General features: G+C 59.4%; 21 protein-coding genes and 1 other RNA gene. 10 read left to right on the top strand and 12 right to left on the bottom strand.

All coding sequences use genetic code 11. From position 1 onward, the window contains the following. Positions 1-27: 27 nt before the first annotated feature. Positions 28-657: a helix-turn-helix domain-containing protein gene (locus FW796_RS04670; RefSeq protein WP_446439070.1), complete on the top strand. Its 630-nt coding sequence runs from the start codon at positions 28-30 to the stop codon at positions 655-657. A 98-nt stretch (positions 658-755) separates the two neighbouring features. Here the strand turns inward: FW796_RS04670 and FW796_RS04665 are convergent, their stop codons facing one another. Both FW796_RS04665 and FW796_RS04660 read right to left on the bottom strand, forming a co-directional pair. Next, positions 756-1193, bottom strand: a complete 438-nt coding sequence (locus tag FW796_RS04665) for a GNAT family N-acetyltransferase (RefSeq protein WP_041774060.1) — start codon at positions 1191-1193, stop codon at positions 756-758. Positions 1194-1486: 293 nt separating this feature from the next. Then, positions 1487-2035: a GNAT family N-acetyltransferase gene (locus FW796_RS04660; protein WP_015634094.1), complete on the bottom strand. Its 549-nt coding sequence runs from the start codon at positions 2033-2035 to the stop codon at positions 1487-1489. 156 nt (positions 2036-2191) lie between these two features. On the opposite strand from FW796_RS04660, the gene FW796_RS04655 reads away from it, so the two are divergent. After that, a complete protein-coding gene (locus tag FW796_RS04655; RefSeq protein ID WP_404938203.1) occupies positions 2192-3046 on the top strand; it encodes a helix-turn-helix domain-containing protein in 855 nt (284 codons plus the stop codon). Positions 3047-3553: 507 nt separating this feature from the next. Here FW796_RS04655 and ssrA read toward each other — a convergent pair. The 7 genes from ssrA to FW796_RS04620 form a co-directional block, all read right to left on the bottom strand. Next, positions 3554-3947, bottom strand: a transfer-messenger RNA (tmRNA) gene (gene ssrA / locus FW796_RS04650). An 88-nt stretch (positions 3948-4035) separates the two neighbouring features. Continuing rightward, complete coding sequence (locus FW796_RS04645) at positions 4036-4323, bottom strand: hypothetical protein (RefSeq protein ID WP_041115918.1); 288 nt, start codon at positions 4321-4323, stop codon at positions 4036-4038. A 213-nt stretch (positions 4324-4536) separates the two neighbouring features. Beyond that, a complete protein-coding gene (locus FW796_RS04640) occupies positions 4537-7347 on the bottom strand; it encodes an FAD-binding and (Fe-S)-binding domain-containing protein (protein ID WP_446439069.1) in 2811 nt (936 codons plus the stop codon). Further along, positions 7344-8015, bottom strand: coding sequence for a LutC/YkgG family protein (locus tag FW796_RS04635; RefSeq protein ID WP_446439068.1), 672 nt, complete (start codon positions 8013-8015; stop codon positions 7344-7346). The genes FW796_RS04640 and FW796_RS04635 overlap by 4 nt, the downstream gene beginning before the upstream one ends. Beyond that, positions 8015-9469 carry a LutB/LldF family L-lactate oxidation iron-sulfur protein gene (locus FW796_RS04630; protein WP_446439067.1) on the bottom strand — a complete coding sequence of 485 codons (1455 nt, stop codon included), beginning with the start codon at positions 9467-9469 and terminating at the stop codon, positions 8015-8017. The genes FW796_RS04635 and FW796_RS04630 overlap by 1 nt, the downstream gene beginning before the upstream one ends. Then, a complete protein-coding gene (locus tag FW796_RS04625; RefSeq protein ID WP_446439066.1) occupies positions 9466-10290 on the bottom strand; it encodes a (Fe-S)-binding protein in 825 nt (274 codons plus the stop codon). The genes FW796_RS04630 and FW796_RS04625 overlap by 4 nt, the downstream gene beginning before the upstream one ends. Positions 10291-10432: 142 nt before the next feature. Continuing rightward, positions 10433-12127 (bottom strand): lactate permease LctP family transporter, encoded by a 1695-nt coding sequence (locus FW796_RS04620; protein ID WP_446439065.1) that lies wholly within the window; start codon positions 12125-12127, stop codon positions 10433-10435. 261 nt (positions 12128-12388) lie between these two features. Here FW796_RS04620 and FW796_RS04615 point away from each other — a divergent pair, with 261 nt between their 5' ends. Beyond that, positions 12389-13156: a GntR family transcriptional regulator gene (locus FW796_RS04615; RefSeq protein WP_053149011.1), complete on the top strand. Its 768-nt coding sequence runs from the start codon at positions 12389-12391 to the stop codon at positions 13154-13156. An 81-nt stretch (positions 13157-13237) separates the two neighbouring features. Here the strand turns inward: FW796_RS04615 and smpB are convergent, their stop codons facing one another. Further along, entirely contained in the window at positions 13238-13720 is a 483-nt protein-coding gene (gene smpB / locus FW796_RS04610; RefSeq protein ID WP_025131431.1) for an SsrA-binding protein SmpB, read from the bottom strand. Positions 13721-13837: 117 nt separating this feature from the next. Between smpB and FW796_RS04605 the strand changes: the two genes are divergently transcribed. The 3 genes from FW796_RS04605 to FW796_RS04595 are packed head-to-tail and all read left to right on the top strand — an operon-like array spanning position 13838 to position 15990. Next, positions 13838-15241, top strand: coding sequence for a sodium-dependent transporter (locus FW796_RS04605; protein ID WP_346633742.1), 1404 nt, complete (start codon positions 13838-13840; stop codon positions 15239-15241). A gap of 7 nt (positions 15242-15248) precedes the next feature. Continuing rightward, positions 15249-15683: a type II toxin-antitoxin system RatA family toxin gene (locus tag FW796_RS04600; protein ID WP_346633677.1), complete on the top strand. Its 435-nt coding sequence runs from the start codon at positions 15249-15251 to the stop codon at positions 15681-15683. Next, positions 15676-15990 (top strand): RnfH family protein, encoded by a 315-nt coding sequence (locus tag FW796_RS04595; protein WP_446439064.1) that lies wholly within the window; start codon positions 15676-15678, stop codon positions 15988-15990. Before FW796_RS04600 ends, FW796_RS04595 begins: the two co-directional genes overlap by 8 nt. A 59-nt stretch (positions 15991-16049) precedes the next feature. On the opposite strand, the gene FW796_RS04590 is transcribed toward FW796_RS04595, so the two are convergent. Then, positions 16050-16577 carry an outer membrane protein assembly factor BamE gene (locus FW796_RS04590; RefSeq protein WP_102861073.1) on the bottom strand — a complete coding sequence of 176 codons (528 nt, stop codon included), beginning with the start codon at positions 16575-16577 and terminating at the stop codon, positions 16050-16052. Between the two features lie 98 nt (positions 16578-16675). On the opposite strand from FW796_RS04590, the gene fur reads away from it, so the two are divergent. Further along, positions 16676-17080: a ferric iron uptake transcriptional regulator gene (gene fur, locus FW796_RS04585; protein WP_011059185.1), complete on the top strand. Its 405-nt coding sequence runs from the start codon at positions 16676-16678 to the stop codon at positions 17078-17080. Between the two features lie 94 nt (positions 17081-17174). Here the strand turns inward: fur and recN are convergent, their stop codons facing one another. Next, complete coding sequence (gene recN / locus FW796_RS04580; protein ID WP_346633675.1) at positions 17175-18848, bottom strand: DNA repair protein RecN; 1674 nt, start codon at positions 18846-18848, stop codon at positions 17175-17177. Positions 18849-19098: 250 nt separating this feature from the next. Here recN and grpE point away from each other — a divergent pair, with 250 nt between their 5' ends. From grpE to dnaJ, 3 genes are all read left to right on the top strand, one after another. Further along, positions 19099-19665: a nucleotide exchange factor GrpE gene (gene grpE / locus FW796_RS04575; protein ID WP_346633674.1), complete on the top strand. Its 567-nt coding sequence runs from the start codon at positions 19099-19101 to the stop codon at positions 19663-19665. Positions 19666-19767: 102 nt separating this feature from the next. Beyond that, positions 19768-21684: a molecular chaperone DnaK gene (dnaK, locus tag FW796_RS04570; protein ID WP_123727411.1), complete on the top strand. Its 1917-nt coding sequence runs from the start codon at positions 19768-19770 to the stop codon at positions 21682-21684. 321 nt (positions 21685-22005) lie between these two features. Beyond that, positions 22006-23130, top strand: coding sequence for a molecular chaperone DnaJ (gene dnaJ, locus FW796_RS04565; RefSeq protein ID WP_123727412.1), 1125 nt, complete (start codon positions 22006-22008; stop codon positions 23128-23130). Positions 23131-23137 lie beyond the last annotated feature (7 nt).

Below are 23137 nucleotides of genomic sequence, written 5' to 3'. Positions count from 1 at the left end.
CCCTTATTTGCCTGACAGAGAGCCCCAATGAGTTCCGACCGAGCCCAGCCCGCCTCGAGCTCCCACGCCCATCCACTGATCGACCGAACCCAGGTCGGCGCCCGCCTGCGGACCATTCGCAAAAACCAGAAGCTGACCCTCAAGCAGCTCTCGGAACGCTCCGGCGTGGCGCTGTCGACCTTGTCGAAAATGGAGCTGGCCCAAGTCTCGGTCAGCTACGAAAAACTCGCCGCCGCGGCCCGCGCCCTGGGCGTCGACATTGCCCAACTGTTCACCCCGGCGCCGAACCTGATCCAGACCGGCAGCGCCCAGGTGCAACCGACCGTGGTCAGCACCACCATCGCCGACGCCCCCGGCTACAGCACCGGCAACTACGACTACCACCCCATGGCCGGCGACTTCCCCGGACGCAGCATGACCCCCATGTACGCACGGATCTTTGCCCGCGAGCTGCAGCAGTTCGAGGATTACATCCGCCACCCCGGGCAGGAATTCGCCCTGGTGCTGTCGGGGCGGGTGCGGATTCAGTTTGAGACCGGAGAGGCGGTGAGCATCGGATCGCAGGAGACGGCGTACTTCAACAGCAGCGTCGGCCATATCTACCTGGCGGAAGGGGAGGAGGATGCGGAAGTGATGGTGGTGATGTCGGAGCGCTGAAGCCCCTGATCATCCTCTGCGCCCTCCTGAGTCATAGGCGGTTGGAGTTGAAGGTAATTAGAACTGTTGTGCAAAGCCCGGATTGTATTTGGTGCAGTTCAAATCCTGATCCTCGCCAGCATATCTTCGCCGTCTGCATCCATACCAACCTCGACAAACCCGAAACTGGAGTAAAACCCTTTAGCTACGATGTTGTTGGGGTTGTAGCAAATTTCAATTTCTTTCAAATCTGCGATCTGTTTTATTTCATGTAGGGCGAGGCCCAGCGCTACTCTACCGATGGATTTTCGCTGATGTTCTTTGTCCACCATAAAGCGCCAGATAGAAACTTTGCCTTTTGACTCTTGTACCCACATAAAGAAGCCTACAGGCTCTCCATCCGCGATTATGGCGCGTGTGAAGTAACCTGGGTTGTACGCAGCCTCAACGAGCGACCAGGTATTACTTGCCACGTAGTCTTCCTGCTCTTCAGTGACCTCCAGTTCACAAATCGCTTCATAGTTTTTTTGCGTTACTTGGGTAAGTGAGATTTTCATAAGTCTCCTGAACTGGGGTGTTGATAAGGCTCAATTAACTTTCACGGACATTCAGTTCCTCCTGCGCCTTCGCCAGCAGCGCGGCGAAAAGTGCGGCGCTGTCCTGCGGCAGGCTTCGCACTCTAGCTGTTGCAGTTCGCGGCAGTGCTGGGGCGGCGGGGGATTCCGGTTAGCTCTCCGTGCAGTTCCAAGTAAGGTTTGAACTCCTCTGCGGCGTTCGTGCGGTTTACGTCGTCACCAGACTGCGTCCGTCGGTTGTGGCCGCCGTACACCGGTACCTTTGGTTTGTGTCCTTACTCTTTCGTATGGTCCAGCCATTCTTGGTAGGTGATACGGCTAATGTGTTCTGTCCGATAGTCTTGGAGGAACTGGTTGTATTTGTTTTCTTCCGTGTGATGAAAGCGAAAGCCACACTTGGATTGAGCAGCATAGGACTGGATGTTGTTGGCGAAGTAACCACACCAAAGTGCTTTGAGATTCAGGTTTTCAAAGGCGTGTCGCATCACCTCACGCACGGCTTCCGGAGTCAGGCCTTTGCCCCAGTACGGCACACCGATCCAGTAGGCGATTTCACCTTCCTGCTCACTGATTTCAAAATTGCTGTTGCTGCCTATGAGAATGCCCACACAACCGACAGCACGGCGATTTTCCTTCAGTTCGACCGCGTACACCTCGGGGTGATTGAAGACCGTACGGATGATGTCGGCACTGTTCTCCACACTGGTATGGGGGGGCCAGCCAGCGATGGGACCGACTCGGGCGTCTTTGGCATATTCGTATAGATCGGCGGCGTCTGTGGCCTGCCAGGGGCGAAGCAAGAGTCGTTCTGTTTCAAGTGTCATGTCCTGTACCCGAATGGATTGGTTCGTTCGGGACAGAGTATTGAGAGACAGATCAGCGGTACACGCCAGTACCTCGGCTTTTTCGGTACTTTTCGAAACAGCTGCGCCAAGCGGTGATAGGATTTTGGCTCTTGTTTGTTGTAGCGCTGGGTCACTATGCATCACATTCCGAAACTTTCCGCTCCTGACGACTCGATGCGGATGGGAGAAACCACGCTAGCGGAAGGGCAAGGTTTACCGCTCTCCTTCGGTCACGCTTACTTGACGCTACTGGTATGCCTCTGCGGTAGTGCCCACTTCACACTTAACTTCAAAGAACATGCGGTTAGGCGCGGTGCTGTGATGCTGCTGGCTGAGGACACTATTGCCTTGCTCAAACGTCGCTCGCGCCGCTTCAAGGTGTTTTTCTGCCTTATGCCGAAAAGTTTTGCCGCAGAGGTTGCCTACCCACTGCCCAATACCTTGTTCGTATTTCTGCATGACCATCCTCATTGCGTTCCATCCAAGGACGACATGCCGCTGATAGAGAGCTGGGTGACACAGATGCGGAACATTGCGCAGACCTGTCCCACCTACCAACGCATCATGTTGCGCAATCAGCTGCAGAACCTCTTTTTGAAAATAGCCGAGCAACTTCCAGCCAACCAGATAGAAAACAGGGGATTCAGCCGGAAGGAAATGCTCAGTTGGCGCTTCTGGGAATTGATAGGCAAACATTGTGTGCGCCACAGAGATGTGAAGTTCTACGCCGACGCACTGAATATCACGCCGTTCTACCTGTCGCAGTTGACCAAAGCGTTTTTCAATGACACTCCCAAGGGCCTGATCGATCGGCAGGTAACCTTGGAGATCAAGGCTCTTCTTTCATACAGTGACTTGGCTATTGGCCGTGTGGCCGACGAATTGAACTTCGTCGACGCGTCTTACTTGTGTCGCTACTTCAAGCGCCAAACGGGAATTTCGCTCTCCCGTTATCGTAAGCACAAGAGGGAGGAGGGGGGGCAGGACTGACCTGCGGTCGAAATGGAGGAGGGAAGGCGCACTACATTTTGATTACATATATAGCGTTCGCTTGAGGTCGGCTGCCGCATTTCGCAGCAAGCAGCATTCGGCAGACTCTGTTGAGAATCGGGCTGCCTAAACGGATTGAATAGTGACCGGTTAAAACGCTTTTTTTGCAAACGACTAACTGAATTCTGAGTTCGGAAGCCTCTGCCGAAGTAAAGAGTTCGACTTCGGACGCATAATTTTCTTCTGCAGGAACCATGGGCGACTTTTTCAACGGAGTCAGCCAAATGCAGTCACTCGAATGCGTCTACTAAACCAGGGCGGTTCAGCACTCCATGACATCATTCGGTACTCCAAAAACTACCCCTGACGGGCTTGGAGTACCTTGTGGAATACAAGAAGGTGTGGATTTTGTCGGACGTCTGTGGACGCTAATAGACGCCAAGGCCCTGTATTTTCTGGATTTCAGGCACAAAAAAAGACGTCTGTGGACGTCTTTTCTTGTTCAGTTGGTGGAGCCGGGGGGATTTGAACCCCCGTCCGCCAGTACTCCGCTGTCGGTACTACATGCTTAGCCGTGTCTATTGAGTTAACCCTCAGCGACCCGACGGGCAGGGTGCTTTGGGCGAGTTGTGTAAGTTTTAGCCGCTTCGTCCACAACGTACTGCACGGCGATTCTGTTCTATATGACAATCATTTTGGGTTTACAGACATCCCCTGATGATTGCTGGACCCGAAGGTACCAGGGGGGAAGGGCTAAGGCTGCTTACGCAGCGAGAGCGTAATCCCCGTAGGTTTCGTCATTGGCAACTATAGGAAGTTGCAACAGTGGATTTACGAGTTCTGTTACCAACTCGGCATGCACCTAAAGTTTCGCAACCGGCGTCGAATCCTAAACGGCCCCGAACCTGTTGTGCATTACCAACAGGTGGGCGGAGTTTACGCTAACCGAGGCCAGAAGGCCAACCCGAAGGTTGGCCCAATGCATCGGCCTACTGATCGCCCTTTGTATTGTTCTGCAATTGCTGGATCGCCTGGGTGGTCAGGGAGATGCAGTTCTTGGTGCCTTCCTCGGTGCCTTTGGCGTGTTCGGCGGTGGCTTGCTGGACCTTGGCGTCGATGTCGCTGCTCAGGTCCGAGCTCATGACTTCGGTGCTGACTTTGGCATCCTTGATCTTTTGCAGGTTGATCTGGCACAGGTCCTCTTGCCCGGCGGCAAACACCGGGGAGGCCAGCATCGCGGCGGTGATGAACAGTCCAGCCAGTGCAGAACGCTTCATGGTTATCTCCTTGATCGCAGGGGCTCGGTGCCTCCGGTCAACGGGGCAGGCTGCCGAGTGGGGCTAAGCCCTTTGTTGCGGGCCTAGAAAATGGACTCTAGCCGCGCGCCGGGGTTCTGTTTTTTTTTGCGATGAAATGGAAAAGCCATGGGCGCCTTGCGCCAGGCACAAAAAAAGGGGCGAAAACGCCCCTTGGTTGCGCGGTTCGATGGCTCAGACCGCCTTGGCCCGAGTCACCCGATCCACCAGGTAGACCAGCCCGTGATAGTCGATCCCGCCATGCTGGCTGAGGCCGATTTCACAGGTGCGGCTGGTGGAAATGCCTTCGCTGCAATACTGCACCGCGTCCTTGAGGCTGCGCAGGGAGTGGGCATTGAGTTCCGGGGTGGTGAAGCCCTTGTCGCCGGCGAAACCACAGCAATGGATGCCTTCGGGGATCACTACGTTGTTGCTGCAACGCCGGGCCAGTTCGATCAGGGCCTGGCTCTCGCCCAGGTGCTGGGTGCTGCAGGTGACGTGCACTGCGATCGGCGCTTCCTGCGGCGTGAACTCCAGGCGCTCCAGCAGGTGGGTGCGGATGAAGCGCACCGGGTCGTAGAGGTCCAGGCGCACGTCCCCCAGGTCCTGCACCAGGCGCAGGGTGCAAGGGCTGGTGTCGCAGTAGATCGGGTCGAGGCCGCCCCGGCTGGCGTGGAGCAGGGCGCCGATCAGTTCCTGGCGCTTGTCCTCGGCCTGGGTGGCGTAGCCCTTGGAGGCGAACGGCTGGCCGCAGCAGAGGTTGTCCAGGTTGTCCGGCAGCACCACTTGATAGCCGGCCTTCTCCAGCAGGCCGCGGGTTTTCTCGTAGAGCGAGCTTTGCTCCTTGTCGCCCGCCGCTGGCCCCATGACCCGGGACACACAGGCCGCCAGGTACACCACCCGCGGCCGCGCATCGCTGACGCTCGGGCTGAAGCGAATGGCCTTTTCCGGCTGCGGCATGGCGTTGCTCCACTGCGGCACCCGGCCTTTGGACAGACGCGTCAGGCTCGCCGACAGCTTGCTCAGACGCGGCGCGCCCAGGAGCATGCGCGCACCGTTGGCCACGTGCAGGGTGAAGCGGGCGCCCTGCAAGGTGGTGGCGAAGTGTGAGCCGAGCCAGTCGGCGGTGCCGTTATGGGTGGCGTGTTCACTGCGCAGTTTCTTCACCAGTTCGCCGGTGTTGATACCCACCGGGCAGCGTTGGGCGCAGAGGCCGGTGGCGGCGCAGGTGTCGATGCCTTGGTATTGATAGGCCGCTTCCAGCTCGGACGTATCGATGCCGGCCCGTTTACGCGCCTGGATATCACGCCAGATGACGATGCGCTGGCGCGGGCTCAGGGTCAGCCCCTTGGACGGGCACACTGGCTCGCAGAAGCCGCACTCGATGCACTTATCCACAATCTCGTCGGCCGCCGGCAGTGGCTTGAGGTGCTTGAGGTGGATCTGCGGGTCTTCGCTGAGCACCACGTCCGGGTTGAGGATGCCGTTGGGGTCCAGCAGGCGCTTGAGTTGCCACATCAGCTGGTAGGCATCGCTGCCCCATTCCAGCTCGACGAAGGGTGCCATGTTGCGCCCGGTGCCGTGCTCGGCCTTCAGCGAACCGCCGAATTCCACCGCCACCAGTTGCGCCACGTCGTCCATGAACGCCTGGTAGCGGTTCACTTCCTCGCTGCTGTTGAAGCCCTGGGTGAAGACGAAGTGCAGGTTGCCCTCCAGGGCATGGCCGAACAGGATCGCTTCGTCGTAGTGGTGCTTGTCGAACAGCTCGATCAGGCGGTTGACGCCGATGGCCAGCTGCTCCACGGGGAAGGTCACGTCTTCGATGATCACCGTGGTGCCGGTCTTGCGCACCGCGCCCACCGCCGGGAAGGTGTCCTTGCGGATCGCCCAGAGCTTGGCGTTTTCCTGCGGGTCTTCAGTGAAATCCACCTGCTTTTCCACCGGGAAGGCGGCCAGGGAATTCATGATCTGCGCCAGTTGCTCGTGCAGCAGCGACGAGGATGCGGCGCGGGACTCGATCAGCAGCGCGCAGGCGTTGGCCGAGAGTTGCTGGACGAAGGCCGGCATGCCGGGCTTGTCCTGCACCGAGCGCAGGCTGCGGCGGTCGAGCAGTTCCACCGCCGACACCGGCTGGCTCTTGAGCACGGTCACCGCATTGCAGCAGGTGTCCACATCGGGAAAGACGATCAGCGCCGACGCCTTGTTCGGGTGGTCGATCACCGTGTCGTAGGTCACCGCGCTGATAAAGCCCAGGGTACCTTCGGAGCCCACCAGCAGGTGGCTGAGGATACCCAGAGGCTCGTCGAAATCCACCAGGGCATTGAGGGACAGACCGGTGGTGTTTTTCAGCCGGTATTTGTGGCGGATCTTCGCTGCCAGTTCGCTGTTGGCGCGGGTACTGCGGCCCAGTTCGGCCAGGCGCTCCAGCAACGGACCATGGCTGGCGCGGAAGGCGGCGATGCTGGCCTCATCCTCGGTATCCAGACGCGTGCCATCGGCCAGTACCAGGCGAATGCCGGCCAGGGTGTGGTAGGTGTTCTGTGCGGTGCCGCAGCACATGCCGCTGGCATTGTTGGCGACGATGCCACCGATCTTGCAGGCGTTGATCGAGGCCGGATCGGGGCCGATCTTGCGCCCGAAAGGTGCCAGCCAGGCATTGGCCTGGGCGCCGATCACACCAGGCTGCAGACGAATCTGCGTACCCTGATGGCGAATCTCCTTACCGTTCCAGTTATCCCCAAGAACGATCAGCACCGAGTCGCTGATGGCTTGCCCGGAAAGGCTGGTGCCCGCCGCGCGGAAGGTCACCGGCACCCGGTCGCGCTGGGCCAGCTGGAGCAGGGTCACCACTTCATCTTCGGATTCGACGCGAATCACCAGCTTGGGGATCAGTCGATAGAAGCTGGCGTCGGTGCCGAAGGCCAGGGTCGAGAGCGGGTCGTCGAAGCGCCGCTCCTGAGGGATCAGTTGCTGGGCATCACGCAGAAAAGCGGCCGGTAGGCTCATTGGTCCTCCAGGATCAGCACCACCAGGTCTTTCGGGCCGTGGGCGCCGTAAGCCAGGACTTGCTCGATATCAGCGGTCTTCGACGGGCCGGACACAAGAAGCGCGTTGGTCGGCATGCCGGCGGCCCAGTTCATCTGTTGCTGCACCTGATAGAAGTTGTCGCGGATCTCGCTGGCCTTGAGCAGGGCAAAATGCACCGGCGGCACCAGGCTCATCAGCCGCGGCTCTTCCCGGGTCGGCCAGAGGATCAGGCTGCCGGTGGCGGCGATGGCGCCCAGGGTGGTGGTGAGGCTGGCCGGGGTGTCGTTGAACAGCTCGGCTTTCCATTCTTCCACCGGGCGGTCGTAGGCCTTGAGCGCCGGCAGTTGCGGCCGCTCGGCCCAGTACTGGGTGACCCGCTGGCCGTGGGGCGTGCTCGGGGCGATCAGCAGGCTGGGCAACTGGCGTTCCTGCAGCAGGCGGGCCAGCAGCTCCGGCCAGTCGGCGGCGGTGCTCAGGTGGATTTCGGTGTGCACCGCTTCCATCTGTTTGCGCAGTTGCGGGATGCGTTGTTCAGCCGTGTAGGTGTAAGGCTCGGTGACCAGCGCCTCGTCGAAGTTATCCACAATCGGCGTGGTGCCGCTCAGGCTGTTGCGCAGTTTGGCGAGGATGTTGTGTTTCGCGCTCATCAGCGGTCTCCCTGCTTGTCCAGGTGCTCACGGGCCAGATCATGCAGCGACCGGGCGGCGGGTTTTGGCGCACTGTGGTTCTGCGTCCAGGGGCCGACCTTGCTCGGGGTGAGGGCGCGCAGCCGGGTGGCGGCCAGGGTGAACAGGCGATACAGGCGCGGTGAGCTGTTGAGGCGGGCCCAGGCGTTCCAGATGAAACGTTCCTTGCGCGAGTACTTGCTGCCCTGGCCGCGCATCACTTGATGTGGGCTGTCCGGGGCCTTGACGTTCTCTTCCCGCAGGCGCCGCAGCAACGCCGGAATCGGGATCTTCACCGGGCAGACTTCGCCACAGGCGCCGCACAGCGACGAGGCGCTGGGGTGATCGGGAACCTTGGCCAGACCGACCATGTGCGGGGTAATGATCTTGCCGATGGGGCCCGGGTAGACCTCACCGTAGGTGTGGCCGCCGACCCGGGTGTAGACCGGGCAGTGGTTCATGCAGGCGCCGCAGCGGATGCAGTTCAGGGTCTGGCGCAGTTCGCTGTCGGCAAACGCCTGGCTACGACCGTTGTCCAGCAGCACCAGGTGCACTTCCTGGGGGCCGTCGAGCTCATGCTCTTGGCGCGGGCCGGAGATCATGTTGACGTAGGTAGTGATGGGCTGGCCCAGGGCCGAGCGGGTCAGCAGCGACAGCAGGGGAACCACGTCTCGCAGGTTCTCGACGACTTTCTCGATCCCGGTGACGGCGATGTGCACTGGCGGCACGGTGGTGGACATGCGCCCGTTGCCTTCGTTTTCCACCAGCAGCAGGGTGCCGGTCTCGGCCACGGCGAAGTTGACGCCGGAGACGCCGATGTCGGCTTCGAAGAACTTCTGCCGCAAGACCTTGCGACCGATCTGAATGAGTTGGTCAACGTCCTTGGTGTACTCCACGCCGAGTTTGTCGTGGAACAAGGACGCGACCTGACCGGCATTCTTGTGGATCGCCGGCATAATGATGTGTGAAGGCTTCTCGTGGTCGAGCTGGACGATGAACTCGCCCATGTCCGACTCAAGGCATTCAATGCCTTGTTCAGCGAGGACATGGTTCATTTCCATCTCTTCGCTGACCATCGATTTGCCCTTGATCACTTGCCGCGCCTCGTGAGCGCGGATGATCGAGAGGACGATGCCATTGGCCTCGTCCACCGTTTCCGCCCAGTGCACTGTCACACCGTTGCGGGTCAGGTTCTGTTCCAGGCGCTCGAGCAGGTCGGGCAGCTTGGATAACGCCCGGGCGCGAATCGCGTTGCCCAGGGCGCGCAGGTGTTCTCTTTCGTGGGCATCGCTGAACGAGGCCGCACGCTTGGCCATGAGTGAATCCATGGCACTGCGAAAGTTGTTTCGCAGTTGTTGGTCACCCAGGGCCTGGTGGGCCCGGGTGCGAAAATCGTCCGCCAGCGTCGTGGTCGGAATCAGCTCTGGGGTTCTCATTGTGCACCTCCAGTACGTTGCCAGAGGAAGCTCGCCAGGTGCTGGCCGCGCAATGCATCTTGCTGTTTCTCCAGCGCGCCGTTGATGTTCATCAAGCAGCCGCAATCGGCACTCAGTACCTGATGCGCGCCGGATTCCTTCAGCGCCCGGGTCTTGTCCGCGACCATGGCGCCGGAGATGTCCGGCATTCGGACGCTGAAAGTCCCGCCAAAGCCACAGCATTCGCTTTCGTGGCTGTGTTCTACCCGTTCCACATTGCTCAGCTGTGACAGCAACTCACGGCCGTGCAGGTGGGTGTTCATTTCCCGGCGTGCCGAGCAGGAGGTGTGCAAGGCCACCTTGACCGGAGCGCCACTGTCCTTGAGCTGCACTTTGCACACGTGCAGGAGGAACTCGGCCAGTTCATAGGTGCGGGCGGCCAGGGCCTGCACTTGTTGCAACGTCTCGGGCTCGTCCTTGAACAAGTCCGCGTAATGCTCGCGCAGCATGCCCGCGCAGGAACCCGACGGCACCACCACCGGATAGTCGCCGGCAAACAGCGCCAGTTGCGAGCGGGCCACGGTGCGCGCCTGTTCGGTGTAACCCGAGGTGTAGGCCGGTTGTCCGCAGCAGCTTTGCCCTTGCGGGTACTCCACGCGAATGCCTTCGCGCTCCAGCAGGTGAATCGCGTCCATCCCGGCTTCGGGATAGAACAGGTCGACCACACAAGTGCCGAACAGGTAGACCCGCGACGGTTTCGCGCTGGGGTACTGCCGGGGTTCGGCCAGCGGCGGTGCGACACGGGTCGCATTGGGCACGGCGTTGTAGAAAAGCTCGCTCATCAGGCGTGTCTCCGGGTGGTCCCGGTTATTCGTCCGTCGCGGCGGCTGAAAGATAAACCAGCAAGCTTTCAGCAGCCTTGCAGACCGGGTGGTGAATGACTGACGCCGCGGGTGAGGGCGGCGTCGGCTCTTTCGGTGTCGCTTAGTGCACCAGCATGCCGGTGAACCAGTAGGCCTGGGCCAGGGTGATCAGACCGACAATAGTGGCAAAGAACAGGCTGTGCTTGAGGGTGAAGCGGAACAGGTCGGATTCCTTGCCCACCAGGCCGGTGGCGGCGCAGGCCACGGCGATCGATTGCGGCGAGATCATTTTGCCGGTCACGCCGCCACTGGTGTTGGCCGCGACCAGCAGGGTGTCATTGACCCCGATCTGGTGCGCGGTGGTGGCCTGCAGCGAACTGAACAGGGCGTTGGACGAGGTATCGGAACCGGTGAGGAACACCCCGAGCCAGCCAAGGAACGGCGAGAAGAACGGGAACGCCGCGCCGGTGGCCGCCAGTACCAAGGCCATGGTCGACGACATGCCCGAGTAGTTGGTGACGAAGGCGAACGCCAGCACCATGCCGATGGAGAGAATCGGCCAGCGCAGCTCGTAGAAGGTCTCTTTCAAAGTGGTCAGACCAGTTTTGAAGTTGATCTTCAGCACCAGCATGGAGATCAGCGCGGAGAAGAAAATCGCCGTGCCAGTGGCGGAGATCGGGTCGAGCTTGAATACCGCCGGGATGGCGGTGGGGGTGGTCACGATCGGCGCCATCTTGATCACCAGCTGATCCAGGTGCGGGATGGCGAAGTTGAACACCCAGCCGTACATCGAGCCGCCGGCCGCGAACATCGCCTTGAAGGGCTTGAGGGTCCAGATGGTCACCAGCACGGTGAGGATCAGGAACGGCGACCAGGCCTTGAAGATCTGGCCCAGGCTGTAGGGCGAAGCGACGGTGTTGCGTGGCTGACCGAAGCCGCCGACGCTGGCGGTAACGGCTGCGCTGGAGGTGGCACCGGCGATCTGTGCACCGGCGGTGCGCTTGGGCTGCCAGATTTTCAGGAACAGGGTCAGGGAGATCAGACTGGCCAGGGCCGAGGTGATGTCCGGCAGTTCCGGGCCGATGAAGTTCGAGGTGAAGTACTGGGTAATGGCGAAGCTCAGGCCGGCTACCAGCGCGGCGGGCCAGGTCTCTTTGACGCCGCGCAGGCCGTCCATCATGAACACCAGCCAGAACGGCACGAACAGCGACAGCAGCGGCAGCTGGCGGCCAGTCATGGCGCCGATCTTGAAGGCGTCGATGCCCGTCACCTGGCCGGCGACGATGATCGGAATCCCCAGGGCGCCGAAGGCCACGGGCGCGGTGTTGGCGATCAGGCACAGGCCGGCGGCGTACAGCGGGTTGAATCCCAGACCCACCAGCAGGGCGGCGGTGATTGCCACTGGTGCGCCGAAGCCTGCCGCACCTTCGAGGAAGGCGCCGAAGCAGAAGCCGATCAGCAGCACTTGCAGGCGCTGGTCGTCGGTGATCGACAGCACCGAGCTGCGGATGATTTCGAACTGGCCGCTCTTCACGGTCAGTTTGTAGAGGAATACAGCGGCGACAATGATCCAGGCGATGGGCCACAGACCGTAGGCAAATCCATAGCCAGCGGCAGCGAGGGCCATGTCGGCGGGCATCTTGAAGGCGAAGATCGCCACCAGGATCGACAGGGCCAGGGTGATACTCCCGGCGACGTGTCCTTTGAGACGGAACACGGCCAGAGCCAGGAAGAAGAACACGATCGGGATAACGGCGGCGAGGGCGGACAGGCCGAGGCTGCCAAGCGGGCTATAGAGCTGTTGCCAGGTTTGCATAATGGGGTGGCCCCTAATTGTTGTTGGTCAGGCACTGCGAGCGTCTTGGTAAATTGGTAAGACCAATTTACAAGCGCTGTTGGCTAGGGTAAAAGCCTTGTGCGTGGTGTGTCAATTTGCCGCCCTAAAACTTTTGTCGAATGCGCTATGGCGCGGGCATCTGATCGGTGCAAAAGGCCTCGTTCTGCTAGGTGTTGGCGCGCCGCGAATAGGCCAGAATAGAGCCCCCCGGCGAAGGGTCGGGAGGGTGGAGAGTGAGTTATGGGGTTTGATCAGATACGCCAGCGCCGTTTGTCCGACGATATTGTCGAGCGTCTGGAAGGGATGATTCTTGAAGGCACCTTGAAGGCTGGCGAGCGGCTGCCGGCCGAGCGGGCACTGGCCGAGCAGTTCGGTGTCTCTCGGCCCTCACTGCGCGAGGCGATCCAGAAACTCACGGCCAAGGGGTTGCTGATCAGTCGTCAGGGCGGTGGCAACTATGTGGTGGAATCCCTGGGCTCGACCTTCAGCGATCCACTGCTGCACCTGTTGGAAAACAACACGGATGCCCAGCGCGATCTGCTGGAGTTTCGTCATACCCTGGAGGCGTCTTGCGCTTACTACGCGGCGCTGCGCGCGACGGCGGTGGACCGTGAGCGGCTGACTCAAGCCTTCGAGGAGTTGCAGGATTGTTATTCCCGTTCGGACGATATCAGTCGTATCGAGGAAGGCGCGGCGGATGCCAAATTCCACCTGGCAATTGCCGAGGCCAGCCATAACGCGGTGTTGCTGCACACCATTCGCGGGCTGTTCGACCTGCTCAAGCGCAACGTGGTGACCAACATCGGTGGCATGTATAAACAACGCACGGAAACTCGCGACATGCTGATCAGTCAGCATCGCGATCTGTACCTGGCGATTATTGAAGGGCGCGCTGAGGAGGCTCGGGAAGTCTCCAGCCGGCACATTCTTTATGTGCAGGAGGTGCTTGAGGAAGTGCGTCAGGAAGTACAGCGAGTGGCCCGGGCCGAGCGGCGCAAGGGCATGTAATGCAAATCGCCGGCAAGTCGGCTCCTACCTGGGTTATGTAGGAGCCGGCTTGCCGGCGAAAACGACCTCAAGGCAGGAAGATCAGTCTTCCTTGCCCTTGGTCCGCACCGCGCGCTGCAGCTCACGATCGGAATCGCGCTCGCGTTCGGTATGACGCTTGTCGTATTCCTTCTTGCCCTTGCCCAGTGCGATTTCACACTTGATCAGGTGCTTGCTCCAGTAGAGCGAAAGGCACACGCAGGCGTAACCCTTCTGCTGCACGGCGGCAAACAGCTTTTCCAGCTCTCGCTGGTTGAGCAGCAGCTTGCGCGAGCGCGTCGGGTCGGCGATGACGTGGGTGCTGGCGGTGGTCAATGGCGTGAAGTGGCTGCCGAGCAACCAGGCTTCACCATCCTTGAGCAGCACATAACTGTCGACCAGCTGTGCCTTGCCTGCACGCAGACTCTTTACTTCCCAGCCGGCCAGGACCATGCCAGCCTCGAACCTATGTTCGATGAAGTAATCGTGACGCGCCTTTTTATTTTGCGCGATGGTCCCTGTTGGGTGTTTCTTCTGTTTAGCCATAGGGGCGGCATTATAGGGAGTTGCGCGCGCGTCGGCTACGGTGACGCAGCGTGCTTGAGCAGGTTGATTGAATCCCGGACAATGCGGCCTCTTTTTTTTCGGTTGGGCGCGTTAACGATGTCGACAGACAGGGTCTCTGTCCACGGCGGCTGGGCAAGCCGCTGGGTCTTTATACTCGCTGCAACTGGTTCGGCCGTGGGCCTGGGGAGCATCTGGAAATTCCCCTACATGGTCGGTGTCTATGGTGGTGGTGCCTTTGTCCTGGTGTTTCTGGCGTGTATTGCGCTGATCGGGTTGCCGGTGATGCTGGCGGAAACCCTGATTGGCCGTCGTGCGCGACAAAGTCCGGCGAATGCCCTGAAGGTGCTGGCCCTGGAGGCCGGGCACTCGGCCAAGTGGTCCTGGGGCGCCTTTGCCGGAATGATCACGGCGCTGCTGATTCTCTCCTTCTATAGCGTGGTGGGTGGTTGGTCCCTGGACTACATCATCGATATGGGGCGTGGCGACTTCCAAGGGGTTGCAGCGGACCAGGTCGGGGCATATTTCTCTGCAGTGACTGCCGATCCCTGGCGCCTGACTTTGTGGCACACGCTGTTCATGCTGCTGTCGGCCTGGGTGATTGCCAAGGGCGTCGTGGCCGGGCTTGAACGCAGTCTGCGGATCATGATGCCGCTGCTGTTCGTGATGCTGTTGGTGCTGCTGGGCTACAGCATGACCACCGGGCATTTCATGCAGGGCCTGCATTTCATGTTCGACTTCAGCCTGGACCGGCTATTGGATGGGCTGTTGCCGGCCATGGGGCATGCGTTCTTTTCCCTCAGCGTGGGGGTTGGCTCGATCATGATCTACGGGGCCTACATGCCCAAGCATTCATCCCTGGCCGGCACCGTGGTGGGGGTGGCGCTGCTGGATACCTTCGTTTCTCTGGTGGCGGGGATGGCCCTGTTCCCTATCGTATTCGCCGCCGGGCTGAATCCCAGCGAGGGGCCGGGGTTGATGTTCATCAGCTTGCCGTTTGCCTTCGGCAATGTGGCGTTCGGCCAGCTTATGGGCGTAGTGTTCTTTATCCTGGTGGCGATTGCGGCCTGGAGCTCGGCCATTTCCTTGTTGGAGCCGATGGTGGCTTATCTCGTCGAGAAGACTAAAATCCGCCGCGGCTGGGTGACATTCTGGCTGGCGTTCAGTTGCTGGTTCGTGGGATTGGGAACGGTGTTCTCTTTCAACATCTGGCAGCAGGCCAAATTCTTCGTGAACGAAGGCGGTGTTTTTCATCTCTATCGATGGGGCGCGGCCGGCGGTCTGGATTTCTTTGGCGTGATCGACTTTTTCACCTCGCGGATCATGTTGCCTCTTGGCGGTTTGTGCTTCGTGGTATTTGCAGGTTGGGTGATGGGCCGTGAGGCGGTTCGTGACGAGCTGTCACTGCGCAGTCCGCTGCTGTTCGCCCTGGCCTTGTTTTTGATGCGCTATGTGGCGCCCGTCGGCATTCTTGTGGTGTTTGCCGCCCAGTTGTGGAAATGAAGCTCACATGACGACCCATATTCAACGTTCGGCCCTTTTGCCCTATCCGGCGCAGTTCCTGTATGACCTGGTCAATGATGTGGCCCGGTACCCGGAGTTTCTTCCCTGGTGTTCTACTGCCGAGGTGCTGGAAAGCAGTGAACAGCGTATGCGTGCCAGTCTAGCGGTGGCCAAGGGCGGCATGAGCCAGCGTTTCGTGACCTGCAATACCCTGGTGCCGGGGCAGTCGATCGAGATGAATCTGGAAGAGGGGCCGTTCAATCAGCTGCATGGCCTTTGGGTGTTCAAGCCGTTGGGGGAGAAGGCCTGCAAGATCAGCCTCGATCTGTCGTTCGACTACGCCGGGCCGTTGGTGCGTGCCACCCTGGGGCCTCTGTTCAATCAGGCGGCCAATACCCTGATGGATGCATTCTGTCAGCGGGCCAAGCAACTGCATGGTTGAGCCTCTGATTGCCATAGAGGTGGTTCACGCTGCTGTCGACCGCCAGGTACTGGTCAATGTGCAAGTGCCCCAGGGTTCGACCCTGCTTGCAGCGCTGGAGGCTTCTTCTATAAAGGAGCATTTTGCGGAGCTGGATCTGGCGGAGTGTCCGCTGGGAATCTTCGGAAAGCAGGTTTCCGATCCTGGGCAGTATGTGGTTCAGGCTGGAGATCGAATTGAAATCTATCGTCCGCTGCTGGCAGATCCGAAAGAGGTGCGGCGTCTGCGTGCTGCCAAGGCGGCCGAGGCTCGTAAGCGTGAGCAGTGATCGTTAGCGACAGCCAATAAAAAGCCCGGGCATGCCCGGGCTTTTTTATTCGCCACAAATTATTGCGGAGAAGTATCCAGTGGTTCAGGTGTAGGCACTGGTACGGTTTCGACGCCATCCACATCTTTCTGGATCTGGTCCAGCAGCGAGCCTGGTTTGACCGGCTTCTCGGCTTTGGGCTTCTCGGCGTTCTCGGCAGGGGCGGTAACGGTGTTGCCGCTCTCCTTGCCCAGCAAGGCTTCGTCGCGGCTCACGCCTGGCATGAAGTCACCGGCCAAGCTGACCAGTTGGTCGTTGCCGTTGAAGATCAGGCTCACGCGTTCCTGTTGGCGTTCACCGCCACCAGGCTGCAGGCTGTAGAGATAATCCCAGCGATCGGCATGGAACGTGTCGGTCAGCAGAGGGTTGCCCATGATAAACCGTACTTGCCGTCGGGTCATTCCGGGGCGCAACTGGTCTATCATGTCCTGCGTGACGACATTGCCCTGCTGGATGTCGATTTTGTAAACCCCGGGGAATGAACAACCGGCGAGTGCGAGCAGTCCCACGAAGGTGAAACTGGTTAGCAAGAGCTTGGTGTTTTGCATCGGTGGGCGACTTCCACTATCTTGGCTGGGACAACGTAAACCCCGATCATACCCGCATTAAGAGAAGCTGCGAAGCAGCATCGGCGAGAAAGCTGACCATGGTTGAAAATAGCGAACTACGTAAAGCCGGCCTTAAAGTGACTCTGCCACGGGTCAAAATTCTACAAATGCTCGATTCCACCGAGCAGCGGCACATGAGCGCTGAAGATGTCTACAAGGCGCTGATGGAAGCTGGTGAGGATGTGGGTTTGGCCACGGTTTACCGTGTACTGACTCAATTCGAAGCAGCCGGACTGGTGGTGCGCCATAATTTTGATGGCGGTCACGCTGTATTCGAGCTGGCGGATGGCGGTCACCACGACCATATGGTCAACGTGGAGTCTGGCGAAGTGATCGAGTTCTTCGACGAAGAAATCGAAAAGCTTCAGAAGGCGATTGTCGAAAAGCACGGTTTCGAGTTGGTGGATCACAATCTTGTGCTGTATGTGCGCAAGAAGAAGTAAGCCCCTCACGCGACTTTCATAGTCGTGAAACGATCGAAGGCGACCTTAGGGTCGCCTTCGTGCTTTGTGTCTATATAAAAGCAGTGCTTGAGACTCAAGCCTTGGTGGTCACTACCATTTTCTTGGCGTGGGCCAGGGACTCCTTGGTCAAATCGATGCCGCCCAGCATTCGGGCAATTTCCTCGACCCTTTCATTTTTGCCCAGCTTGGAAACGGCGGTGTGAGTCGCGTTGTTGCCGCGTACCTTGTGCACGAACAGATGCTGATGCCCCTGGGCGGCGACTTGTGGCAAGTGGGTAACGGTCAGCACCTGGCCGCGCTCTCCGAGACGCCGTAGCAATTGGCCGACGATCTCCGCGGTCGGGCCTCCGATCCCGACGTCGACCTCGTCGAATACCAGGGTTGGAACGCGGGAGGTTTGCGCGGTAATCACTTGAATGGCCAGGCTGATGCGTGACAACTCGCCACCCGATGCAACCTTGGCCAGGGCCTTGAGTGGTTGTCCGGGGTTGGCGCTGACCAGCAGTTCAACCTGTTCCAGGCCATTGGGCAGCAGCTCATCGCTGGTGTTGGCTCGCAGTTCGATGGTGAAGCGCCCGCCAGGCATGCCCAGGCGCTGAATTTCCAGCTCCACTGCACTGGCCAGGCCAGTCGCCGCTTGCTGGCGCAATTGGCTCAGCTCCTGGGCTTTTTCCTGGTAGTGCCGGGCGAAGGACTGCAATTCTTCGCCAAGCCGCTCAATGGACTCATCGTTGGCGTCCAGGGTCTCTATTTCATCCAGCAAGGTCTGCTGCATGGCGGCCAATTCGAAGGGTTGGATGCGATGTTTGCGCGCCAAGGTGTAGATCGAGTCCAGTCGCTCTTCGAGTTGTTGCAGGCGTGCCGGGTCGGCATCGAAATGATCAAGAAAGCGATTTAGCTCACCCACCGCTTCTTCTACCTGGATCTGAGCGCTGGCCAATAGATTGGTGGCTTCCCCTAGCGAGCCCGATGCATTGCCGATGCTGGACAGGCGATTGAGGCTGACGGTCAACGCGTTGAGGACATTGCCGGAATCACTTTCGCTGCATTGCTCCACCACCTGCCGGCAAATGCCCAACAGGGTTTCAGCGTTGGTCAGGTTCTTGTGTTCCTGCTCCAGATCCTCGAGTTCGTTTTCCCCCAGGCCGAGGTTCTCCAGTTCTTCGAGCTGATAGCTGAGCAGTTGGTGACGAGCTCGTTGCTCATCGCCGGAGTTGGACAGGCGTTCCAGCTCCTGGCGGGTCTGGCGCCAGCGTTGGGCGGCCAACTGCACCTGGCGGGCGAGATCGGTAGCGCCGGCGTATTCATCCAGCAGGCGCCGGTGGGTATCGGTCTTGAGCAGTGACTGGTGCTCGTGCTGGCTGTGGATATCGATGAGCAGTTCGCCCAGGGCCTTGAGGTCTCCGAGCGGGCAGGGCGTACCGTTGATATAGCCACGGGAGCGTCCTTCGGCGGTGATCACCCGGCGCAGTATGCAGGGGCCGTCGTTGTCCAGATCGCGTTCGGCCAGCCAGCTGTGGGCCTCGGGAATATCCGCCAGGTCGAAGGTGGCAAGGATGTCGGCCTTGTCGGCGCCTGGCCGTACCACGCCACTGTCGGCGCGATCGCCCAGGGTCAGGCCGAGCGCATCGAGCATGATCGACTTGCCGGCGCCGGTTTCGCCTGTAATGACGCTCATCCCGCGATCCAGTTCCAGATCCAGGTGTTCGACGATGGCGTAATTGTGTACGGACAGGTGCACCAGCATTAAGGCCGCTCCCAAACTAGATGTCTGGTTATTTATACAGTGTTTTGTTTCGGGCTGACAATGCTTTCCCTTAGCTCGATTTGCTTGGTCGTTCTGGCTTTTTAGTGCGCCCGGTAATGTCTGCATACAGGATTTATCGGGTCGGAATGACTTTTGCTGTGGCTGCGGACTTGAACCCTGAAAATGCGACCCCATATAGCTGGGCAGAAGAGTGAGCCTGGCTCACAGACGATATTGAAAGGAGAATTTCATGGCTGACGAACAGACGCTGGATACGCAAAATCTAGACGCCAATCAGGCTCCCGAGACTTCGGGTGAAGACCTGACGGCTCGTGTACAAGTGCTCGAAGAGCAACTGGCTGGTGCGCAGGATCAGGCTTTGCGTGTTGCAGCCGATCTGCAAAACGTCCGCCGCCGCGCCGAGCAGGATGTGGAAAAGGCTCACAAATTTGCTTTGGAGAAGTTTGCCGGTGACCTGTTGCCAGTGATCGATAGTCTGGAGCGTGGCCTGGAACTGTCCAATCCGGACGACGAAAGCATCCGCCCAATGCGTGAAGGCATCGAGCTGACCTTGAAGATGTTCCACGACACCCTCAAGCGTTATCAGTTGGAAGCCATCGATCCTCACGGCGAACCGTTCAACGCTGAACAGCATCAGGCCATGGCCATGCAGGAAAGCGCGGATGTCGAGCCAAACAGTGTTCTCAAAGTGTTTCAGAAGGGCTACCAGCTCAATGGTCGCCTGCTGCGCCCGGCCATGGTCGTGGTCAGCAAGGCCCCTGCACCGATTTCGCCTTCGATTGACGAAAAGGCTTGAAAACGGCTGTAGAGCCCCCATTTATCAGTCAAGCGTTTAAGTGCTACCGCAGTTTGCCACCACAGCTGCGGCATCCAAATCCAAAGTTTCGGGAGAGTTAACATGGGCAAGATTATCGGTATTGACTTGGGGACCACCAACTCGTGCGTCTCCATTCTTGAAAACGGCAACGTAAAAGTTATCGAAAACGCTGAAGGCGCGCGTACCACGCCGTCGATCATCGCGTACGCCAACGATGGCGAGATTCTGGTAGGTCAGTCGGCCAAGCGTCAGGCTGTCACCAACCCGCACAACACCCTGTACGCAGTTAAGCGTCTGATCGGTCGTCGTTTCGACGAAGAAGTTGTGCAGAAAGACATCCAGATGGTCCCTTACAAGATCGTCAAGGCTGACAACAACGACGCCTGGGTTGAAGTGAACGGCCAGAAAATGGCTCCGCCACAGATCTCGGCTGAAATCCTCAAGAAAATGAAGAAGACCGCCGAAGACTACCTCGGTGAAGCAGTGACCGAAGCGGTCATTACTGTTCCGGCCTACTTCAACGACAGCCAGCGTCAGGCCACCAAGGACGCCGGTCGCATCGCCGGTCTGGACGTCAAGCGCATCATCAACGAACCAACCGCAGCCGCTCTGGCTTACGGCATGGACAAGGCCAAGGGCGATCACACCGTGATCGTTTACGACCTGGGTGGCGGTACTTTCGACGTTTCCGTGATCGAGATCGCTGAAGTCGATGGCGAGCACCAGTTCGAAGTACTGGCTACCAACGGTGACACCTTCCTGGGTGGTGAAGACTTCGACATCCGTCTGATCGACTACCTGGTTGATGAGTTCAAGAAAGAAAGCGGCATGAACCTCAAGGGTGACCCGCTGGCCATGCAGCGTCTGAAAGAAGCTGCTGAAAAAGCCAAGATCGAGCTGTCGTCGAGCCAGCAGACCGACGTCAACCTGCCGTACATCACTGCAGATGCCACCGGTCCTAAGCACTTGAACGTGAAGATCTCCCGCGCCAAGCTGGAATCTCTGGTTGAAGACCTGGTTCAGCGCACCATCGAGCCATGCCGTATCGCTCTGAAAGACGCCGGTATCGACGTCGGCGCGATCAACGACGTGATTCTGGTCGGCGGCCAGACCCGTATGCCGCTGGTACAGAAAACCGTAACCGACTTCTTCGGTAAAGAAGCCCGTAAGGACGTCAACCCGGACGAAGCTGTTGCCATGGGTGCTGCGATCCAGGGTGCGGTACTGGCCGGTGACGTGAAAGACGTGCTGCTGCTGGACGTCAGCCCGCTGACCCTGGGTATCGAAACCATGGGTGGCGTGATGACCGCGCTGATCGAGAAAAACACCACGATTCCTACCAAGAAATCGCAAGTGTTCTCGACTGCCGACGACAATCAGGGCGCAGTGACCATTCACGTGCTGCAGGGCGAGCGCAAGCAAGCCGCGCAGAACAAGTCCCTGGGCAAGTTCGACCTGGCCGACATTCCACCTGCTCCACGTGGCGTGCCGCAGATCGAAGTGACCTTCGACATCGACGCCAACGGCATCCTGCACGTAGGTGCGAAGGACAAGGCTACCGGCAAGACTCAGTCGATCGTGATCAAGGCCAACTCGGGTCTGTCGGATGAAGAAATCCAGCAGATGATCCGTGACGCTGAAGCCAACTCGGAAGAGGATCGCAAGTTCGAAGAGCTGGCCACTGCCCGTAACCAGGGTGATGCGCTGGTGCACTCGACTCGCAAGATGGTGGCTGACGCCGGTGACAAAGTAACTGCGGAAGAGAAGACCGCGATTGAAGCTGCCGTGGTTGCCCTGGAAGCCGCTGTCAAAGGCGACGACAAGGCTGCTATCGACGCCAAGGTCGAAGAACTGTCGAAAGTCTCGGCCCCGGTTGCTCAGAAGATGTACGCCGAACAGGCTCAGCCTGCTGAAGGCGCTGCACCGCACGCCGAGTCTGCTGAAAAAGCCGACGACGTCGTCGATGCCGAGTTCGAAGAAGTAAAAGACCACAAGTAATGGCTTGTTGGTCGGCCGGTTGACTGCCTTCGGGCGGTGACTGGTAGGATGTCGCCGCGCGGGAGCTTGCTCCCGCGTTGGCGTGTCTGGAGTCAGCGAATTTTGATGGCGTACAACCTTCGTTTGTGCGCTGGCGGTCGGGTCGGAGAAGCTCCTGCTTTCCGGCTGCGATGACCGCAATTATCGACCTGCAACCGGGTCGTCTATCCAAGACCAGGATCGTTGAATTGACGTGAGTTGGGTCCGGGCCTGTATTGGGGCTCAGCGAGTTTGGCAGAGCTCAGGAGGGTTTGCCGGACGTCCTTAAGAGTGCAAAGACTTATGGCAAAGCGTGACTATTACGAAGTATTGGGTGTGGAGCGTGGCTCCAGCGAAGCGGAGCTGAAAAAGGCTTACCGTCGCCTGGCGATGAAGCATCACCCGGATCGTAATCCCGGCGACAAAGCGTCGGAAGACATGTTCAAGGAGGCCAACGAGGCCTACGAAGTGCTGTCCGACTCCAGTAAGCGTGCAGCTTATGACCAATATGGTCATGCCGGTGTCGATCCGAGCATGGGTGGCGGTGGCGCCGGTTTTGGCGGTCAGAACTTCTCCGATATCTTCGGAGACGTGTTCAGTGATTTCTTCGGTGGCGGTCGCGGCGGTTCCCGTGGCGGCGCGCAGCGCGGTAGCGATCTGCGTTACACCCTGGAGCTGAATCTGGAAGAGGCGGTGCGTGGCACCACGGTGAATATCCGTGTGCCGACACTGGTCAATTGCAAGCCGTGCGATGGTTCGGGTGCCAAGAAAGGCTCGTCGCCTGTCACTTGCCCGACCTGCGGTGGTATTGGTCAGGTGCGGATGCAGCAGGGCTTCTTCTCGGTGCAGCAGACCTGCCCGCGTTGCCATGGCCAGGGCAAGATCATTTCCGATCCGTGCGATTCGTGTCACGGCGAAGGTCGGGTCGAAGAGTACAAGACGCTGTCGGTAAAAGTGCCGGCGGGTGTCGATACCGGTGACCGTATCCGTCTGTCCGGTGAGGGTGAGGCGGGGACTCAGGGTGGTCCGACCGGTGATCTGTATGTGGTGATCAATGTGCGCGAGCACGCGATCTTCCAACGTGACGGCAAGCACCTGTTCTGCGAAGTGCCTATCAGCTTCGTTGATGCGGCGCTGGGTGGCGAGCTGGAGATTCCGACCCTGGATGGTCGGGTCAAGCTGAAGATCCCTGAGGGAACCCAGACCGGCAAGCAGTTCCGGATTCGTGGCAAGGGCGTTGCTCCGGTGCGTGGCGGCGGTGCCGGCGACCTGATGTGCCGGGTTGCGGTGGAAACGCCAGTGAACCTGAGCCGTCGTCAGCGCGAGTTGCTGGAAGAGCTGCGCGGTTCGCTGGATGGCGACAATTCGCACTCGCCGAAAACCACGGGTTGGTTCGAGGGCGTCAAGCGCTTCTTCGGCGACCTGTAAGGAGTAA

This window comes from Pseudomonas sp. 910_21 (genome assembly GCF_052850735.1).
This window is presented reverse-complemented; position numbering and strand designations above follow the sequence as displayed.

Excerpts from the sequence above, each read along its gene's own strand:
- FW796_RS04670 (WP_446439070.1), top strand. The coding sequence starts at position 28 with ATGAGTTCCGACCGAGCCCAGCCCGCCTCGAGCTCCCACGCCCATCCA.
- FW796_RS04665 (WP_041774060.1), bottom strand. The coding sequence starts at position 1,193 with ATGAAAATCTCACTTACCCAAGTAACGCAAAAAAACTATGAAGCGATT.
- FW796_RS04660 (WP_015634094.1), bottom strand. The coding sequence starts at position 2,035 with ATGACACTTGAAACAGAACGACTCTTGCTTCGCCCCTGGCAGGCCACA.
- FW796_RS04655 (WP_404938203.1), top strand. The coding sequence starts at position 2,192 with ATGCATCACATTCCGAAACTTTCCGCTCCTGACGACTCGATGCGGATG.
- FW796_RS04645 (WP_041115918.1), bottom strand. The coding sequence starts at position 4,323 with ATGAAGCGTTCTGCACTGGCTGGACTGTTCATCACCGCCGCGATGCTG.
- FW796_RS04640 (WP_446439069.1), bottom strand. The coding sequence starts at position 7,347 with ATGAGCCTACCGGCCGCTTTTCTGCGTGATGCCCAGCAACTGATCCCT.
- FW796_RS04635 (WP_446439068.1), bottom strand. The coding sequence starts at position 8,015 with ATGAGCGCGAAACACAACATCCTCGCCAAACTGCGCAACAGCCTGAGC.
- FW796_RS04630 (WP_446439067.1), bottom strand. The coding sequence starts at position 9,469 with ATGAGAACCCCAGAGCTGATTCCGACCACGACGCTGGCGGACGATTTT.
- FW796_RS04625 (WP_446439066.1), bottom strand. The coding sequence starts at position 10,290 with ATGAGCGAGCTTTTCTACAACGCCGTGCCCAATGCGACCCGTGTCGCA.
- FW796_RS04620 (WP_446439065.1), bottom strand. The coding sequence starts at position 12,127 with ATGCAAACCTGGCAACAGCTCTATAGCCCGCTTGGCAGCCTCGGCCTG.
- FW796_RS04615 (WP_053149011.1), top strand. The coding sequence starts at position 12,389 with ATGGGGTTTGATCAGATACGCCAGCGCCGTTTGTCCGACGATATTGTC.
- smpB (WP_025131431.1), bottom strand. The coding sequence starts at position 13,720 with ATGGCTAAACAGAAGAAACACCCAACAGGGACCATCGCGCAAAATAAA.
- FW796_RS04605 (WP_346633742.1), top strand. The coding sequence starts at position 13,838 with ATGTCGACAGACAGGGTCTCTGTCCACGGCGGCTGGGCAAGCCGCTGG.
- FW796_RS04600 (WP_346633677.1), top strand. The coding sequence starts at position 15,249 with ATGACGACCCATATTCAACGTTCGGCCCTTTTGCCCTATCCGGCGCAG.
- FW796_RS04595 (WP_446439064.1), top strand. The coding sequence starts at position 15,676 with ATGGTTGAGCCTCTGATTGCCATAGAGGTGGTTCACGCTGCTGTCGAC.
- FW796_RS04590 (WP_102861073.1), bottom strand. The coding sequence starts at position 16,577 with ATGCAAAACACCAAGCTCTTGCTAACCAGTTTCACCTTCGTGGGACTG.
- fur (WP_011059185.1), top strand. The coding sequence starts at position 16,676 with ATGGTTGAAAATAGCGAACTACGTAAAGCCGGCCTTAAAGTGACTCTG.
- recN (WP_346633675.1), bottom strand. The coding sequence starts at position 18,848 with ATGCTGGTGCACCTGTCCGTACACAATTACGCCATCGTCGAACACCTG.
- grpE (WP_346633674.1), top strand. The coding sequence starts at position 19,099 with ATGGCTGACGAACAGACGCTGGATACGCAAAATCTAGACGCCAATCAG.
- dnaK (WP_123727411.1), top strand. The coding sequence starts at position 19,768 with ATGGGCAAGATTATCGGTATTGACTTGGGGACCACCAACTCGTGCGTC.
- dnaJ (WP_123727412.1), top strand. The coding sequence starts at position 22,006 with ATGGCAAAGCGTGACTATTACGAAGTATTGGGTGTGGAGCGTGGCTCC.